The 14,565-nt window shown below is 48.3% G+C and carries 13 protein-coding genes; all 13 read left to right on the plus strand.

Annotation, left to right across the window (positions count from 1 at the left end; genetic code table 11):
- Window positions 1-50 precede the first annotated feature (50 nt).
- The 13 genes from iscA to H8L47_RS01780 all read left to right on the plus strand — a co-directional run bounded on the left by iscA (window position 51) and on the right by H8L47_RS01780 (window position 14,553).
- Window positions 51-374: an iron-sulfur cluster assembly protein IscA gene (gene iscA / locus H8L47_RS01720; RefSeq protein ID WP_110253627.1), complete on the plus strand. Its 324-nt coding sequence runs from the start codon at window positions 51-53 to the stop codon at window positions 372-374.
- A gap of 11 nt (window positions 375-385) precedes the next feature.
- Complete coding sequence (gene hscB / locus H8L47_RS01725) at window positions 386-889, plus strand: Fe-S protein assembly co-chaperone HscB (RefSeq protein ID WP_186951510.1); 504 nt, start codon at window positions 386-388, stop codon at window positions 887-889.
- A 70-nt stretch (window positions 890-959) separates the two neighbouring features.
- A complete protein-coding gene (gene hscA / locus H8L47_RS01730; protein ID WP_186951511.1) occupies window positions 960-2,825 on the plus strand; it encodes a Fe-S protein assembly chaperone HscA in 1,866 nt (621 codons plus the stop codon).
- A gap of 72 nt (window positions 2,826-2,897) precedes the next feature.
- The gene (gene fdx / locus H8L47_RS01735; protein WP_186951512.1) at window positions 2,898-3,236 is read left to right on the plus strand and encodes an ISC system 2Fe-2S type ferredoxin; all 339 of its coding nucleotides are present in this window, start codon (window positions 2,898-2,900) and stop codon (window positions 3,234-3,236) included.
- A gap of 50 nt (window positions 3,237-3,286) precedes the next feature.
- Window positions 3,287-3,481: a Fe-S cluster assembly protein IscX gene (gene iscX, locus H8L47_RS01740; protein WP_186951513.1), complete on the plus strand. Its 195-nt coding sequence runs from the start codon at window positions 3,287-3,289 to the stop codon at window positions 3,479-3,481.
- A gap of 248 nt (window positions 3,482-3,729) precedes the next feature.
- Complete coding sequence (locus H8L47_RS01745) at window positions 3,730-5,343, plus strand: sensor histidine kinase (RefSeq protein WP_186951514.1); 1,614 nt, start codon at window positions 3,730-3,732, stop codon at window positions 5,341-5,343.
- Between the two features lie 142 nt (window positions 5,344-5,485).
- Window positions 5,486-6,280 carry a thymidylate synthase gene (locus tag H8L47_RS01750; protein WP_186951515.1) on the plus strand — a complete coding sequence of 265 codons (795 nt, stop codon included), beginning with the start codon at window positions 5,486-5,488 and terminating at the stop codon, window positions 6,278-6,280.
- Window positions 6,281-6,297: 17 nt separating this feature from the next.
- Entirely contained in the window at window positions 6,298-6,780 is a 483-nt protein-coding gene (locus H8L47_RS01755; RefSeq protein WP_186951516.1) for a dihydrofolate reductase, read from the plus strand.
- A 7-nt stretch (window positions 6,781-6,787) separates the two neighbouring features.
- Window positions 6,788-7,357 carry a DUF4337 domain-containing protein gene (locus H8L47_RS01760; protein WP_186951999.1) on the plus strand — a complete coding sequence of 190 codons (570 nt, stop codon included), beginning with the start codon at window positions 6,788-6,790 and terminating at the stop codon, window positions 7,355-7,357.
- A 15-nt stretch (window positions 7,358-7,372) separates the two neighbouring features.
- On the plus strand, window positions 7,373-8,161 hold the full coding sequence (locus H8L47_RS01765) for a MipA/OmpV family protein (RefSeq protein WP_186951517.1): 789 nt from the start codon (window positions 7,373-7,375) through the stop codon (window positions 8,159-8,161).
- A gap of 320 nt (window positions 8,162-8,481) precedes the next feature.
- Window positions 8,482-10,752, plus strand: coding sequence for an arginine/lysine/ornithine decarboxylase (locus H8L47_RS01770; protein WP_186951518.1), 2,271 nt, complete (start codon window positions 8,482-8,484; stop codon window positions 10,750-10,752).
- Window positions 10,753-10,920: 168 nt separating this feature from the next.
- Complete coding sequence (locus H8L47_RS01775; protein ID WP_186951519.1) at window positions 10,921-11,847, plus strand: flagellar brake protein; 927 nt, start codon at window positions 10,921-10,923, stop codon at window positions 11,845-11,847.
- A gap of 219 nt (window positions 11,848-12,066) precedes the next feature.
- Window positions 12,067-14,553, plus strand: a complete 2,487-nt coding sequence (locus H8L47_RS01780; RefSeq protein ID WP_186951520.1) for a DUF1800 family protein — start codon at window positions 12,067-12,069, stop codon at window positions 14,551-14,553.
- The last annotated feature ends 12 nt before the right edge of the window (window positions 14,554-14,565 follow it).

Below are 14,565 nucleotides of genomic sequence, written 5' to 3' on the forward strand. Positions count from 1 at the left end.
TTCAATAAAACTGGCAGCAAAAGTTTAGTAGCAAAAAAACTGGAATAAATATGGCTATCACACTCACAGAAAAAGCGGCAAAACATGTGACCCGTTATATGGAGCGTCGCGGCAAAGGCATAGGCCTGCGCTTTGGGGTACGTACAACTGGCTGCTCGGGCATGGCTTACAAGCTTGAGTATGTGGATGAGGTCGGCAATGACGACCAGATTTTTGAATCGCATGGCGTCAAGGTATTTGTTGACCCTAAAAGCCTGCCCTACATCGACGGTACCGAACTGGACTTTGCCCGCGAAGGTTTGAATGAAGGCTTTAAATTCTACAACCCAAACGTCAAGGACGAATGTGGTTGCGGCGAAAGCTTCAGGATTTAAGGCTGGCGCAGATGCAGAATCATTTTGAGCTATTCCAGTTGCCGCAACAGTTTGCACTTGATCAGGGACAATTGGATGCAGCTTACCGCGAGGTGCAAAACCAGGTCCATCCGGACAAGTTTGTGCAAGCCAGTGAAGCTGAAAAACGCGTCGCCATGCAATGGGCAACCAGGGCAAATGAGGCTTATCAAACACTGAAAAAGCCGTTGAAACGCGCACGCTACCTATGCGAATTGCAGGGCGTGGATTTGCAGACAGAATCCAACACCTCCATGCCTGGCGCATTTTTGATGCAGCAAATGGAATGGCGCGAATCCTTTGACGACGCGCGGCAGGACAATAATGAAGCTGCCTTGCTACGTCTCGAACGCGAACTGAACAGTGCCTTACGAACGCAATTACATGCGGTTGGCAACTCGATAGACCTGGGTAACTTTGAAGAAGCTGCACTGCAAATCCGTACCTGCATGTTTCTGGAAAAATTTATTGCCGATATCGCTGCTCTCGATGAGTAATTTCGAATAACCCGGCAAATCTGGCTATGCCGATTTGCCCTTTTTAGATGCTTAGCCATCCCACCTCACCATGGCATTACTGCAGATTTCTGAACCTGGCATGTCCACCGCTCCACACCAGCACAGGTTGGCAGTAGGCATAGATCTGGGCACCACCAACTCACTGGTTGCAACCGTACGTAATAGTATCCCCGAAGTGTTAAATGATGAAGAAGGTCGTCCTCTGCTACCTTCTGTAGTCCGCTATCTGCCGAATGGCCATGCGCATATAGGCTTCAAGGCCCAGGCCGAGCAAAGCAATGATCCCAGGAATACGATAGCCTCCGTCAAGCGCTTCATGGGTCGCGGCCTGAAAGACATCGCCTATGCTGAAAATCTGCCTTATGATTTTCATGATGAACCTGGCATGGTGCAGATCAAAACTGTAGCGGGCATCAAAAGTCCGGTAGAAGTCTCTGCCCAAATTCTGGCCACCCTACGCCAGCAGGCAGAAGATGCTCTTGGTGATGATTTGGTCGGCGCGGTGATTACTGTCCCCGCCTATTTCGATGATGCGCAAAGACAAGCTACAAAGGACGCCGCCAAGTTGGCTGGCCTGAATATCTTGCGTTTGCTAAATGAACCTACTGCAGCAGCAATCGCTTACGGTCTCGACAATGCATCTGAAGGCATCTATGCCGTCTACGATCTGGGCGGTGGCACATTTGATATCTCCATCTTAAGGATGAGCAAGGGTGTATTCGAAGTACTATCAACTGGCGGCGATTCTGCCCTGGGTGGCGATGATTTTGATCACCGACTGTTTTGCTGGATCTTGCAAGAATCCAAACTAGCACCATTGTCCGATGAAGATACCAGTGCACTGATGATCAAGGCACGCGAAGCTAAAGAAATCTTGTCAAGCAAGCCCAGCACTTTTATCGATGCAAAGCTAAATTCTGGTGAATCTGTGCATTTGCAAATCAGTGCCACAGCATTTGCCACCATGACGCAAAACCTGGTAGTAAAGACCACGACTCCCTGCCGCAAAGCGCTGCGTGATGCCAACCTGACGGTGGATGATATTGATGGCGTCGTGCTAGTGGGTGGTGCGACGCGCATGCCGCATGTACGCAAGGCTGTCGGCGAATTCTTCCAGACTACACCCTTGGCCAATATTGATCCTGACAAGGTGGTAGCACTCGGTGCTGCGATACAGGCCAATCTGCTGGCAGGCAATCGCGCCCCTGGCGATGACTGGCTGTTGCTGGACGTAATTCCATTGTCATTGGGTGTGGAAACCATGGGCGGCCTGGCAGAAAAAGTCATCCCTCGCAATTCCACCATCCCTTGCGCCCGCGCTCAGGAATTTACGACATTCAAAGACGGACAAACCGCCATGGCCATCCATGTAGTGCAAGGCGAACGTGAACTGGTAAGCGAATGCCGCTCACTTGCACGCTTTGAATTGCGCGGCATTCCTCCTATGGCGGCCGGTGCTGCACGCATACGCATCACCTACCAGGTAGATGCCGATGGCTTATTGTCCGTTTCTGCACGCGAACTGCGCTCTGGTGTAGAAGCAGCGATCACCGTCAAACCATCTTATGGCCTGGCAGATGATGAGATCACGCGAATGCTGCAAGATTCTTTCACCTCGGCAGATGCCGACATGCAAGAGCGTGCATTGCGCGAAGAAGGGGTGGAAGCGGAACGCATTTTACTAGCAACCCAATCTGCGTTGAATGGCGACGCCCAATTGCTCAATGATGCAGAGCAAGAACAGATCAAAGCATTGATGAATCAGGTCACCAAACTGAAGGATGGAAAAGATCATCAATTATTGCATGCAGCCATCAGCGCACTCGCCGATGGCACTGAAGAATTTGCCGCTCGCCGCATGGACCAAAGTGTGCGCAGTGCATTGGCCGGAAAAAAACTGGATGAGATTGTCTGAACAGTATTGTCAGACATCACTCCTAGCCATACCCATATATATATATTGAAATAGTTAGATTACGAGAACAACATGCCACAAATTATTGTTTTGCCACACCCTCAACTTTGCCCAGAAGGAACTGTCATCGACGCACCGGAAGGAAAATCACTGTGCGAAGCTTTGGTTGAGAACGACGTGGAAATCGAGCATGCATGTGAAATGTCCTGCGCCTGCACCACTTGCCATGTGGTCGTGCGTGAAGGCTTCAAGTCATTGAATGAATCTACTGATGACGAAGAAGATTTGCTGGATGCAGCCTGGGGACTGGAAGCAACTTCACGCCTGTCTTGCCAAGTCAAGCTTGGCAAGCAGGATATCACTATCGAAATCCCCAAGTACACAATCAACCACGCACGCGAAAATCATTAATATTGATTTTCACGTACTCGCCGTTAGCATTTGCAAAAGTCGAGCTCAACATGAAATGGACAGACACCCACAGAATCGCCGAAGCACTTTGCGATAAGCTCCCTGATATTGACCCACTTACAGTACGCTTTACTGACTTGCATAACTGGATCGTCGATCTTGAAGCGTTTGACGACGATCATGCACGCGGTGGTGAGAAGATACTTGAAGCCATACAAATGGCCTGGATAGCCGAAAGCAAATAATCCCGTCAGCGTCCATGATCACAATAAAGCGGCAATTTGCGAATTTTTTGGTCATTTGGATACACAGAATGAACACGCAATAATCATAACTTGCTGAAACGCAAAAAACCTTTTAGTATTTTAGAATTGTTTGTGCGATCATCAAGCAAGCAGGTGCATGTTAAATCTGTATATGAATGTCTTGCGGGAAATTGCATCCTGTTCCCCCTGACTATACCTCCTGGGAAGTGTTGCACAAGGACCTAGCAATGCAGTTTCGACATCTTCTATCCGCACTACGCCGCCGAATCACGCTAAGACTGGCGATTATTCTGGCTGTTGTATTCGGATTAACCGTCCCGGCTGCCATACTTATTCCCTATCACCTGCACACGATAGAAACTGCAGCGCAACTCAGGAATGCGGAAGATCATAATCGTCTGGTCGAAATTCTTTCTGTCATATTAAGCGAACCTTTGTGGCAAATAACACCGGAAATCGCCAATATCTCCAGTGAAGTAGTGTACTCCGACCCCAGGGTAGCGACCATAGAAGTGATCACCCTGCCCGACCGCAAGGATTTCATCAGGAACGACACCAGAAAAAAGACCCAGAAAGGACCTTTCACCAGCATGGCGAGAGAGATCAAGCATGGTGGTCAGGTGATAGGGCAGGTACGGCTGACATTGGCTGAAGACTTGCTACAAGAAAGCCTGGCCTCTGATTTTCGGCGTTATGTCACTACTGCTGTACTGTCCCTGGTTCTGGCTATATTGTTCATTCTCGTGGTCTTACAATGGCGCCTGGTGCAACCAGTCAGGATCTTGATGGGTGAATCTGACCGCTTGGCAAACGGTGAGTTGAATGATCCCATCGCATTGAACCGTGAAGACGAATTAGGCCATTTAGCAACCAGCCTGGAAGCGACGCGTCAGGCATTGCAAAGGTCATTCGGTGAACTGGAGATCAAAAATCAGCAATTACTTGAATATTCAGGAACGCTGGAATCCAAAGTAAGACAACGCACTCAAGAGCTGGAAACAGTGAATCAAAATCTGGAGGCCGCTTTGACTAATGTGAATTCTGCCCAGGCAGAATTGGCGCGAGTAGAACGCATGGCAGCACTTGGCTCCATGGTCGCAGGCGTCGCACATGAACTCAACACCCCACTTGGCAATTGCCTGCTGGTTGCAAGTACCCTGGAGGAAGAAACCCGCAATCTGGTCAAGATGGTTGAAGAAGGCAAAATGAAGCGTTCTGACCTCACCCGTTATGCGACTACGGCAGTAGATTCGACCAAGCTGCTGTTGCGTGGCTTGCAACAATCTGCTCATCTGGTTGGCGACTTCAAGCAAGTTGCAGTTGATCAGTCCAGCGCCCAGCGCAGGCAATTTGCCTTGCTGGTCATGCTGCAAGAGTTGACTGCGCTGTTGCACTCCAGCTTGCGCAAAACCCCTTTCACGCTGGAACTTGATATTCCAGGCGAAATACAACTCGACAGCTATCCCGGCTTGCTGGGTCAGGTATTTACGAATCTGGTCAACAATGCAGTTGCGCACGGCCTGGAGGGGCGCGAGGAAGGTCACATGCACTGCACAGCAGAACAACATGGTGACCATGTCATCATTGTCTTTGAAGACAATGGCAAGGGCATTTCTGCAGAAATCATTAACAGAATTTTCGAACCCTTCTTTACCACCAAGTTTGGCCAGGGTGGCAGTGGACTGGGCTTAAGTATTACCTTCAATATCATCTCAAATGTTCTTGGCGGCACCATTCATGCCTCCAGTGTAGTTGGTCAAGGCACCCGATTCGAAATCAAATTGCCATTGGTCGCACCGGGCGAACCAGAATCAAGCAATCCACTACTAAGCAAGCGCTGATCAGCAGCACCCTGCACTAAAAGTCACGTCTGCGCATCCCCTTGGCCGAAGCCATTGCAATCCCCAAGTGTTTTCTGTTGCCCTAAGGTATACTAGTGCTTTAGCAAAGATGATAATTCAACATAGTAATTTATTAAGCCCCATGCACCAATACCTTGACTTCATGCGCCATGTAAAAGAAAACGGCACAAAAAAAACCGACAGAACCGGCACCGGCACGGTGTCTGTCTTTGGTTATCAGATGCGCTTTGACCTCAGCAAGGGTTTCCCGTTGGTGACAACCAAGAAGCTACACCTCAAGTCCATCGTTCACGAACTTATCTGGTTTTTGGCAGGCTCAACCAATATCAAATATCTGACCGACAATGGCGTATCTATTTGGAACGAATGGGCAGATGTCAACGGTGACCTTGGGCCAGTCTATGGTTCTCAATGGCGCAACTGGCCCACGCCGTCTGGTGAACACATAGATCAGATCAAGCAGGTCATAGAACAAATAGGCAATAATCCCGATTCGCGCCGGCTTATTGTCTCTGCCTGGAATGTCGCCGACATTCCACAGATGAAATTGCCGCCCTGCCATATGATGTTTCAGTTTTACGTCGCTGATGGCAAATTATCTTGCCAGTTGTATCAGCGCAGTGCCGATATCTTTCTTGGTGTGCCTTTCAATATAGCCTCTTATGCCTTGCTGACGCACATGGTGGCGCAGCAAACAGGTTTGGAAGTTGGTGATTTTATCTGGACGGGTGGCGACTGCCACTTGTATTCCAATCACCTGGACCAAGTTAACGAACAATTATCACGTAGCACTTTGCCATTAGGTCAATTGGTCATCAAACGCAAACCTGAATCCATCTTTGATTATCAATTTGATGATTTTGAGTTTGCCAATTACCAATTTCACCCAGCAATCAAAGCGCCCGTTGCTGTTTAACACCTGGATTCATGAGCATGTCATCTTTAAGTATTATTGTTGCAACCGATTCCAAGCTGGGTATAGGCGTGGACAATAAATTGCCCTGGCATTTGCCGGAGGATCTGGCACATTTCAAACGTACTACCAGTGGTCATGCCATCATCATGGGCAGGAAGACTTTTGAATCCATAGGTCGCCCCCTGCCGAACAGACGCAATATTGTCGTTACGCGCAATCGTGAATGGCTACACGCCGGGGTTGAGACGGTTACATCACTGGACGCAGCCAGGAACTTGCTGAATGATGATTTCGCCTACATTATTGGCGGTGCCGAGATTTACCAGCAAAGCATGCCCCTTGCGAATGAACTGGTAGTGACTGAGATACAACATGAATTTTCATGTGATGCTTTTTTCCCTGTGATCAATCCACTAATATGGAATGAGACTAAAAGAGAAAAACATTACTCTGAAGAAAATAATTTGCATTTTGCATTTGTTACATACAAAAAGATTTAGGATTACTATGTCAGGACACGGGTTTCACGTACACGGACCACATGATCATGAATTGGAACATGCTGCACACAGCAATGATGATTTTGCCAGTAGAATTGCGGTAATGACTGCCATTATGGCAACGGTAGGCGCTTTATTTGGTTATCAGGGTGGTGCCACACAAAATGATGCGGCCATGTTCAAAAACAATTCCGCCATTAAAAAGACTGAGGCATCGAACTTATGGAACCATTACCAATCGAAGTCTAGCAAGCAAAACCTGGCTGAATTGGCAATTGAAATACCCGGCGTTGACACCAAAAAGTATAAAGCTGACGCTGAACGCTATAAGTCAGAGAAAGAACAAATTAAAAAAGAAGCTGAAGCCCTGGAAAAAGTTAGCCTGGATTGGGAGGACAAGTCCAAAGCAGCCTTACATCAGCATCATCGCTGGGCGCAGGCCATGACAGCAGTGCAAATTGCGATATCTCTGGCTGCAATCACTTTGTTGACCAAGAAAAAGTGGTTGCAATATGCCTCGTACGGCGTAGCTGGCGTTGGTGCTGTCCTGGCGGGACTTGCTGCCTTACATATATAAACAGATGAGAACATAATGAAAAAAATACTCGGCATCACATTATTGGCCATGACCTGTTCGGCGGGAGCCCAGACGTCACAATTTGTGCAACTGGTCCCCACTAGCTACCTGCCAAAGGATGTGAATTTTTCTTTGGGTGCAGTTGCACTGAGCATACCTAAATACACAGGCTCAGATGAGCGCCGCCTGGCTGCCTATCCCATGTTTGATGCACAATGGAAAAATGGCGCATTTTTTAGTGCAGTAAATGGTCTGGGCTATAATTTTTCAAAAGATGCCAGCCTGCAATATGGCTTGCGTCTGACTTTAGAAGGAGCCCGGGATGAGTCACGCTCAGGAAAACTTCGCGGCCTGGGTGATGTCAATACTGCAGTTGAGACAGGTGCATTCCTGAATTACAATCTTGACCAGAATTTCTCCCTGGCGTCATCGATACGTTATGGATCTGGACTAGACCATAACGGCGTACAAGTCAGTTTTGGTGCGCGAGCCAGTACCTTATTGAGTCCACAACATAGATTGTCTGCCAGCATTGGTGCAAACTGGGTTAATTCTGCCTACATGCAGTCTTACTACGGCGTTACTGCAGCACAATCGGCTGCGAGTGGTTATGCGCAATATACCCCCTCCTCTGGCATCTCGGACATCAAGCTAGGTGCGACCTGGCATTGGAATATAGACAACAACTGGTCACTTACCACTGGTGCCTCTGTAAGCCGTCTCAGCGGCGATTCAGGCAAAAGCCCTTTTGTATTCCAGAAAAATCCCGTCACCGTCTTTTCAGCTGCAAGTTATCGCTTCTGACAACGTCGCGTGCAAAAATCACTTTGACCCAAAAGCGCTCTGTTGAGCGCTTTTTTCTTCATTCCTTGACTCTTGAAAGCCGACTCGTTTTGCTTGAATAAAATTCGTGTCGATGACCATTTAACTAAGCAAGATACGGTGCGATTCCAGATTTGATGACAATCAGATGAAATTTTGCATTTCAAGTCAGAAACCTGCGATTTTTTCACATCAGCCCCCACATATCTGAGAGAATTCGCTTCTTTGAATTTTCGGCGCGCAAGCGGTTGATTTAACTTGCCCAGGCGTCTCCCTTGTAACAAGCTTTTTTGGAGACCTCCATGAAATTCCGCTTCCCCATCGTCATCATCGACGAAGACTTCCGTTCTGAAAACACTTCTGGCCTTGGCATACGCGCACTTGCCGACGCCATAGAAACCGAAGGCATGGAAGTATTGGGTGTAACCAGCTATGGTGACTTATCCCAGTTTGCCCAACAACAATCCCGCGCATCTGCCTTCATCCTTTCTATTGACGATGAAGAATTTGGCGATGGCACTGATGAAGAGACAGATTACGCACTAAAGTCTCTGCGTGCCTTCGTCGAAGAAATTCGCTACAAAAATGCGGACATCCCTATTTATCTGTACGGTGAAACCCGCACTTCCCGCCATATTCCGAATGACATCCTGCGCGAACTTCACGGCTTCATCCATATGTTTGAAGACACACCAGAATTCGTGGCTCGCCATATCATACGCGAAGCACGCTCTTACCTCGATGGCCTGGCACCACCGTTTTTCCGTGCCTTGGTACATTATGCCAATGATGGATCCTACTCTTGGCATTGCCCTGGTCACTCAGGCGGCGTGGCTTTCCTGAAGTCGCCTATCGGCCAGATGTTCCATCAATTTTTTGGTGAAAACATGCTGCGCGCTGACGTGTGTAACGCGGTGGAAGAACTGGGCCAATTGCTGGACCATACTGGTCCGGTTGCCGCATCCGAGCGCAATGCTGCACGCATTTTCAATGCTGACCATTGCTATTTCGTGACCAATGGCACGTCAACATCCAACAAGATGGTCTGGCACTCGACAGTGGCCCCTGGCGATATCGTTGTCGTGGACCGTAACTGCCATAAATCCATCCTGCATTCCATTATCATGTGTGGTGCGATACCGGTTTTCCTGATGCCTACCCGTAATCACCTTGGTATCATCGGTCCTATCCCGCTGGAAGAATTCAGCATGGAAAGCATACAAAAGAAGATTGAAGCCAATCCTTTTGCACGCGAAGCCAAGAACAAGAAACCACGCATCCTGACCATCACGCAATCAACTTACGACGGCGTGCTGTACAACGTCGAAGTATTGAAAGACTTGCTGGACGGCGAAATTGATACCCTGCACTTTGACGAAGCCTGGTTGCCGCATGCGACTTTCCATGACTTTTATAAAGACATGCATGCAATCGGCAAGGACAGGCCGCGTGCCAAGAAGTCGATGATTTTCTCTACCCAGTCTACGCACAAACTGCTGGCTGGTATCTCACAGGCATCGCAAATTCTGGTACGTGAATCCGAGACCCGCAAACTCGATCGCGACAGCTTCAATGAAGCCTACCTGATGCATACTTCGACTTCTCCCCAGTATTCGATCATCGCATCTTGCGATATTGCGGCTGCAATGATGGAGGCACCAGGCGGCACCGCACTGGTAGAAGAATCCATACTAGAAGCTCTGGACTTCCGCCGCGCCATGCGCAAGGTAGATCAGGAATGGGGCAAAGACTGGTGGTTCCAGGTCTGGGGACCAGAGGAGTTTGCTGCAGATGGCATAGGTTCACGCGAAGACTGGATGATACGTGCCGAAGATAACTGGCATGGTTTTGGCAAACTGGCACCAGGCTTCAATATGCTTGACCCGATCAAGGCTACCATCGTGACGCCGGGCCTGTCGCTGGAAGGTAAATTTGGTTCGACTGGCATCCCTGCTTCCATCGTCACCAAATACCTGGCTGAGCATGGCGTTATCGTTGAAAAATGTGGCCTGTATTCTTTCTTCATCATGTTCACCATCGGCATCACCAAGGGCCGCTGGAATACTCTGCTAACCGCCTTGCAACAGTTCAAAGACGACTACGATAAGAACCAGCCTATGTGGCGCATCTTGCCGGAGTTTGCAGCTGCCAACCCTCGCTATGAAGGCGTCGGACTAAAAGATCTGTGCCAGGGCATACATGAAGCTTACAAGGGTCATGATGTGGCACGTTTGACAACAGAGATGTATTTGTCCGACATGCAGCCTGCGATGAAACCGTCTGATGCTTTTGCGATGATGGCACACCGCGAAACTGAGAGAGTATCCATTGATGAACTTGAAGGGCGGGTCACTGCGATTTTGTTGACCCCTTACCCACCAGGCATTCCGTTATTGATTCCTGGTGAGCGCTTCAATCAGACAATTGTTGATTACTTGCGTTTTGTGCGCGACTTCAATGAAAAATTCCCAGGCTTTGAAACGGATTGCCATGGTCTGGTCAAGGCAGAGATCGATGGTAAGCGCGGTTATTTCGTGGACTGCGTCAAATCCACTGCAGAATCAGGCAAATAAGCTCCCCCCAAAGCAGTTAAATCCGCAAAGCTAAGTCTTTTAAAAAGCACTTATCGCCAGAGAAAGGCGGTAAGTGCTTTTTATTATACAAACGAGCAACATTACACTTAATTTGCTCTGATTTTCGAGATACAATCAATTTGGTATTTCACATTACGGATACAGGACATGGGTGGTGCATCAGGACTAATGCCAATCAAACACGCTGAAATCAGCGTAGGTCAGACCGTACCTTGGGCCATCTATGATGAACAAGGCCATTTACTGATGGCATCTGGAGTCAAGGTAGAAAGCCAGCATCAACTGGACGGATTGCTGGAACATGGCTATTGCAATCCAGACGCCATGTGGGACACCATCCCATCCAAGATGGCGCCTATTTCCAAACCTGTTTCATCTCAACCAGGATCCCCAGGTAGCAGCTCTTCGCAACAAGATGCTCACAAAGATGTGCTGATGGAGTTAGACAGCGTGCGCTGGAATGTGGGTGAAATCCTCTACCTGCAGGTCCATGATCATACTGCTGTTCGCTATACGGTAAAGTTGATCGGCTTTGTCAAGAACATGTCCATCATGGTGACTGCGCCTACCGTCGATGGCAAGGCCGTTATCATTCGTGACGGTCAAACTTTTATCGTACGCGCGTTTCCAGGCAAAAAGGCTTATGCATTTACGGCCTCAGCAATCAAATCCGTATATTCGCCCCACCCTTACCTTCATATTTCTTACCCGAAACAAGTACGCTGCACGACGATTCGTCAGGGATCCCGCGCGGCCGTCAAAATTATTGCATCCCTCACCATTGGCGATCCTGAACAAACAGCCGCTGCAACAATAGGCGACCTCAGCATGGGTGGCGCGTCAGGAGTCATCAAGAAGGCGGTTGGCAAAAAAGGGGATCTGGGTATCATCAAGTTCAAGGTCAGCGCGGCGGGGAATGACGAGTATCTATGTTTGAATGTGATATTGCGGTCGCAAGCACCCACGGAAAATGGCCTTGAGTACAGACACGGTTTTGAATTCATTGATGTTTCAGCACAATCAAAACTGATACTCTCTGCTTTCGTTCACCAAACCCTGGCCGAAATGGATTAAGTAATTGACATCCATTCGCAAAAGGTCTGATTTTTCTGGCAAGTAGGATAATTTTCCGACAATAAATTTGCGCCAGCAAATTACATCTGCTTACTCTTAATATCAATTCATGTAAAGCCTAACTGTTTGTTACACTTTATGGAGATTTCCACCATAGGCATGGATTAAAATTAGCTTTCCAGGATGAAATAATCTGGAAACAGACAATTAGGGGTCACCATGCCAAGTTTCAGACTCATCACACTCAAGCACAGCTTGCTTGTGCTTTCAGTTATCGCACTAAGTTCCTGTGGTGGCGACGAAAAAACAACTACTCCTGCGAGCGCTGCTGCCCCAGCGCCAGTTTCAGCATTACAAAGACTATTTGCACCAGCGCCAAACATCAGCAGTACGGTGGCGAACTTTAACGGCAATCGTTCAAGCTATACCATTACCAACAATGGCTCTGGATATACAGTCAAAGATAATGTTGGAACAGATGGCACAGTTAGCCTGGCTACTACTACTCAGCAGTTGGTTTTTAAAGATGTGTCGGTCAACCTGCAAATCGAAAGCTTGGCCTCCAGCATCGCTGCCAGCGATTTGAATGCAATCATAGAACTGTACATTGCCTATTTCAACCGCATACCCGACTCCAATGGACTTGCTTACTGGATCAATCAATTCAAGAGCGGCGTATCAATAGAAAAAATAGGCGAATCTTTTTACATCGCCGCCATACAAGATGCTGCACTAACAGGCTACGCTCCCAATGCCAACAATGTCGATTTTGTTACCAACGTCTATCGCAATGTGCTGAGCCGCACACCACCTGACAAGGCTGGCCTGGATTACTGGACTAACGGCTTGGCCAATGGATCAGTCACACGCGGTATTGTGGTACGTTCCATGCTCATTGCTACACATGGTTATGCTGGCGACCCTGTGTATGGCTGGGTGAACAGTTTATTTGAAAACAAAGTCAGCGTTGCCAAAAACTTTGCCATTCAACAGGGGCTGACCTATCTACGTACGGAGGATTCAATTACCAAAGGCATGGCGCTTGCATCAACAGTGACGCCCACAGATACCAGTGTCGCCAATGGTTTAATACAAGCCCTGGTTGGTTTTCAATCGAATAATACAAATGCACCAACACCAGCGCAAGCCTCCCGTTTTCTTGCGCAAGCCAGCTTTGGCGCAAATAATGTAGAGATCAATAGTCTTGCCAATAGCAGCTACAAAGACTGGATAGACAAACAGCTTGTCATGCCTCAGAAGTTGCACCGTAGTTATATGGAAGCACAAGCAGCTGGCTTTATTAACGGACTGAAAGACCTCAATCAGAATCATTTTTTTGAGTCTTTCTGGCAGCAGGCAATCAAAGGCGACGATCAATTAAGGCAACGCGTCACCTTCGCCCTTTCTCAAATATTTGTAATCTCCTTTCAGGACAGTAATGTCGCCAACTACCCGCGTGGCGTGGCAGCTTACTACGACACCCTGAGCGCCAATGCCTTTGGCAATTTCCGCAACTTGCTGGAGGCTGTCAGCCTGCATCCCATGATGGGAACGTATTTGACTTCCTTACGAAATCAAAAAGAATCAGGAACCCAGGTGCCCGACGAGAATTACGCTCGTGAAGTCATGCAACTGTTCACTATAGGTTTATATCAATTGAATCAGGATGGCACTTATATCATGAACGCCGGGAAGCCTGTAGAAACCTATACCAGCGCTGATATCACTGGCTTGGCCAAGGTATTCACCGGCTGGAGCTGGGCCGGACCTGACAAGAGTGATAATCGCTTTTTTGGTGGCAACGCAGATGCCAATCGTGAATGGCTACCCATGCAGGGCTATCCAAAATATCACTCTGTCACCGCCAAGACCTTCCTGGGGGTGACGATTCCTGCGCAATCACCAGCCAATCCTGATGCTAGCCTGAAAATCGCTTTGGATACCTTGTTCAACCACCAAAACGTGGGGCCATTCATTGGCAAGCAATTGATACAACGCCTGGTCACCAGCAACCCTAGTCCGCAATATATCTCCAGAGTTGCCGCTGCTTTTAATAATAACGGCTCTGGTGTAAGAGGAGATATGCGCGCTGTCATTAAGGCGATATTGTTGGACAATGAAGCACGCAATGATACGACTCTGACTTTCTCCAATACGGGAAAACTAAGAGAGCCAGTATTGCGCTTGGCAAACTGGATGCGTGCATTCAACGTCAACTCAACTTCTGGCCGCTTCCTGATGACCAGTCTTGATGACCCTTTGACTGGCCTGGCGGAAACACCCATGCGCTCGCCTTCCGTATTTAACTTCTATCGACCTGGTTATGTTCCGCCAAATTCCGGCATCGCCAATGCTGGCCTGGTATCACCTGAAATGCAAATCACCGGGGAAACTTCAGTCGTCGGCTACTTGAACTTCATGCGCGATGTTATTCCGAATGGTACTGGCTCGTCACGCGATGTCAAAGGGAATTACACCAACCTGATCGCCCTCGCAGCCACCCCAGATCAATTGATCGATCAACTGAGCTTGACTTTGATGGCCAACCAGATGAGTAGTAATTTACGTAGTCAAATTTTGACAGCGGTCAATTCTGTCACCATACCGACAAATAACACTGCCAATGCAGATACTGCGAAAAAGAATCGCGTCTACCTGTCAATTTTTCTGACTATGGCCTCACCTGAATATCTGGTCCAAAAATGAACGGGATCCATC

Source organism: Undibacterium umbellatum, from assembly GCF_014284125.1.
In the GTDB taxonomy this organism is placed as follows: Bacteria; Pseudomonadota; Gammaproteobacteria; order Burkholderiales; family Burkholderiaceae_D; genus Undibacterium; species Undibacterium umbellatum.

Bases quoted from the DNA above. Each gene is read 5' to 3' on its own strand.
- iscA (WP_110253627.1), top strand. From the start codon at position 51: ATGGCTATCACACTCACAGAAAAAGCGGCAAAACATGTGACCCGTTAT.
- hscB (WP_186951510.1), top strand. From the start codon at position 386: ATGCAGAATCATTTTGAGCTATTCCAGTTGCCGCAACAGTTTGCACTT.
- hscA (WP_186951511.1), top strand. From the start codon at position 960: ATGGCATTACTGCAGATTTCTGAACCTGGCATGTCCACCGCTCCACAC.
- fdx (WP_186951512.1), top strand. From the start codon at position 2,898: ATGCCACAAATTATTGTTTTGCCACACCCTCAACTTTGCCCAGAAGGA.
- iscX (WP_186951513.1), top strand. From the start codon at position 3,287: ATGAAATGGACAGACACCCACAGAATCGCCGAAGCACTTTGCGATAAG.
- H8L47_RS01745 (WP_186951514.1), top strand. From the start codon at position 3,730: ATGCAGTTTCGACATCTTCTATCCGCACTACGCCGCCGAATCACGCTA.
- H8L47_RS01750 (WP_186951515.1), top strand. From the start codon at position 5,486: ATGCACCAATACCTTGACTTCATGCGCCATGTAAAAGAAAACGGCACA.
- H8L47_RS01755 (WP_186951516.1), top strand. From the start codon at position 6,298: ATGTCATCTTTAAGTATTATTGTTGCAACCGATTCCAAGCTGGGTATA.
- H8L47_RS01760 (WP_186951999.1), top strand. From the start codon at position 6,788: ATGTCAGGACACGGGTTTCACGTACACGGACCACATGATCATGAATTG.
- H8L47_RS01765 (WP_186951517.1), top strand. From the start codon at position 7,373: ATGAAAAAAATACTCGGCATCACATTATTGGCCATGACCTGTTCGGCG.
- H8L47_RS01770 (WP_186951518.1), top strand. From the start codon at position 8,482: ATGAAATTCCGCTTCCCCATCGTCATCATCGACGAAGACTTCCGTTCT.
- H8L47_RS01775 (WP_186951519.1), top strand. From the start codon at position 10,921: ATGGGTGGTGCATCAGGACTAATGCCAATCAAACACGCTGAAATCAGC.
- H8L47_RS01780 (WP_186951520.1), top strand. From the start codon at position 12,067: ATGCCAAGTTTCAGACTCATCACACTCAAGCACAGCTTGCTTGTGCTT.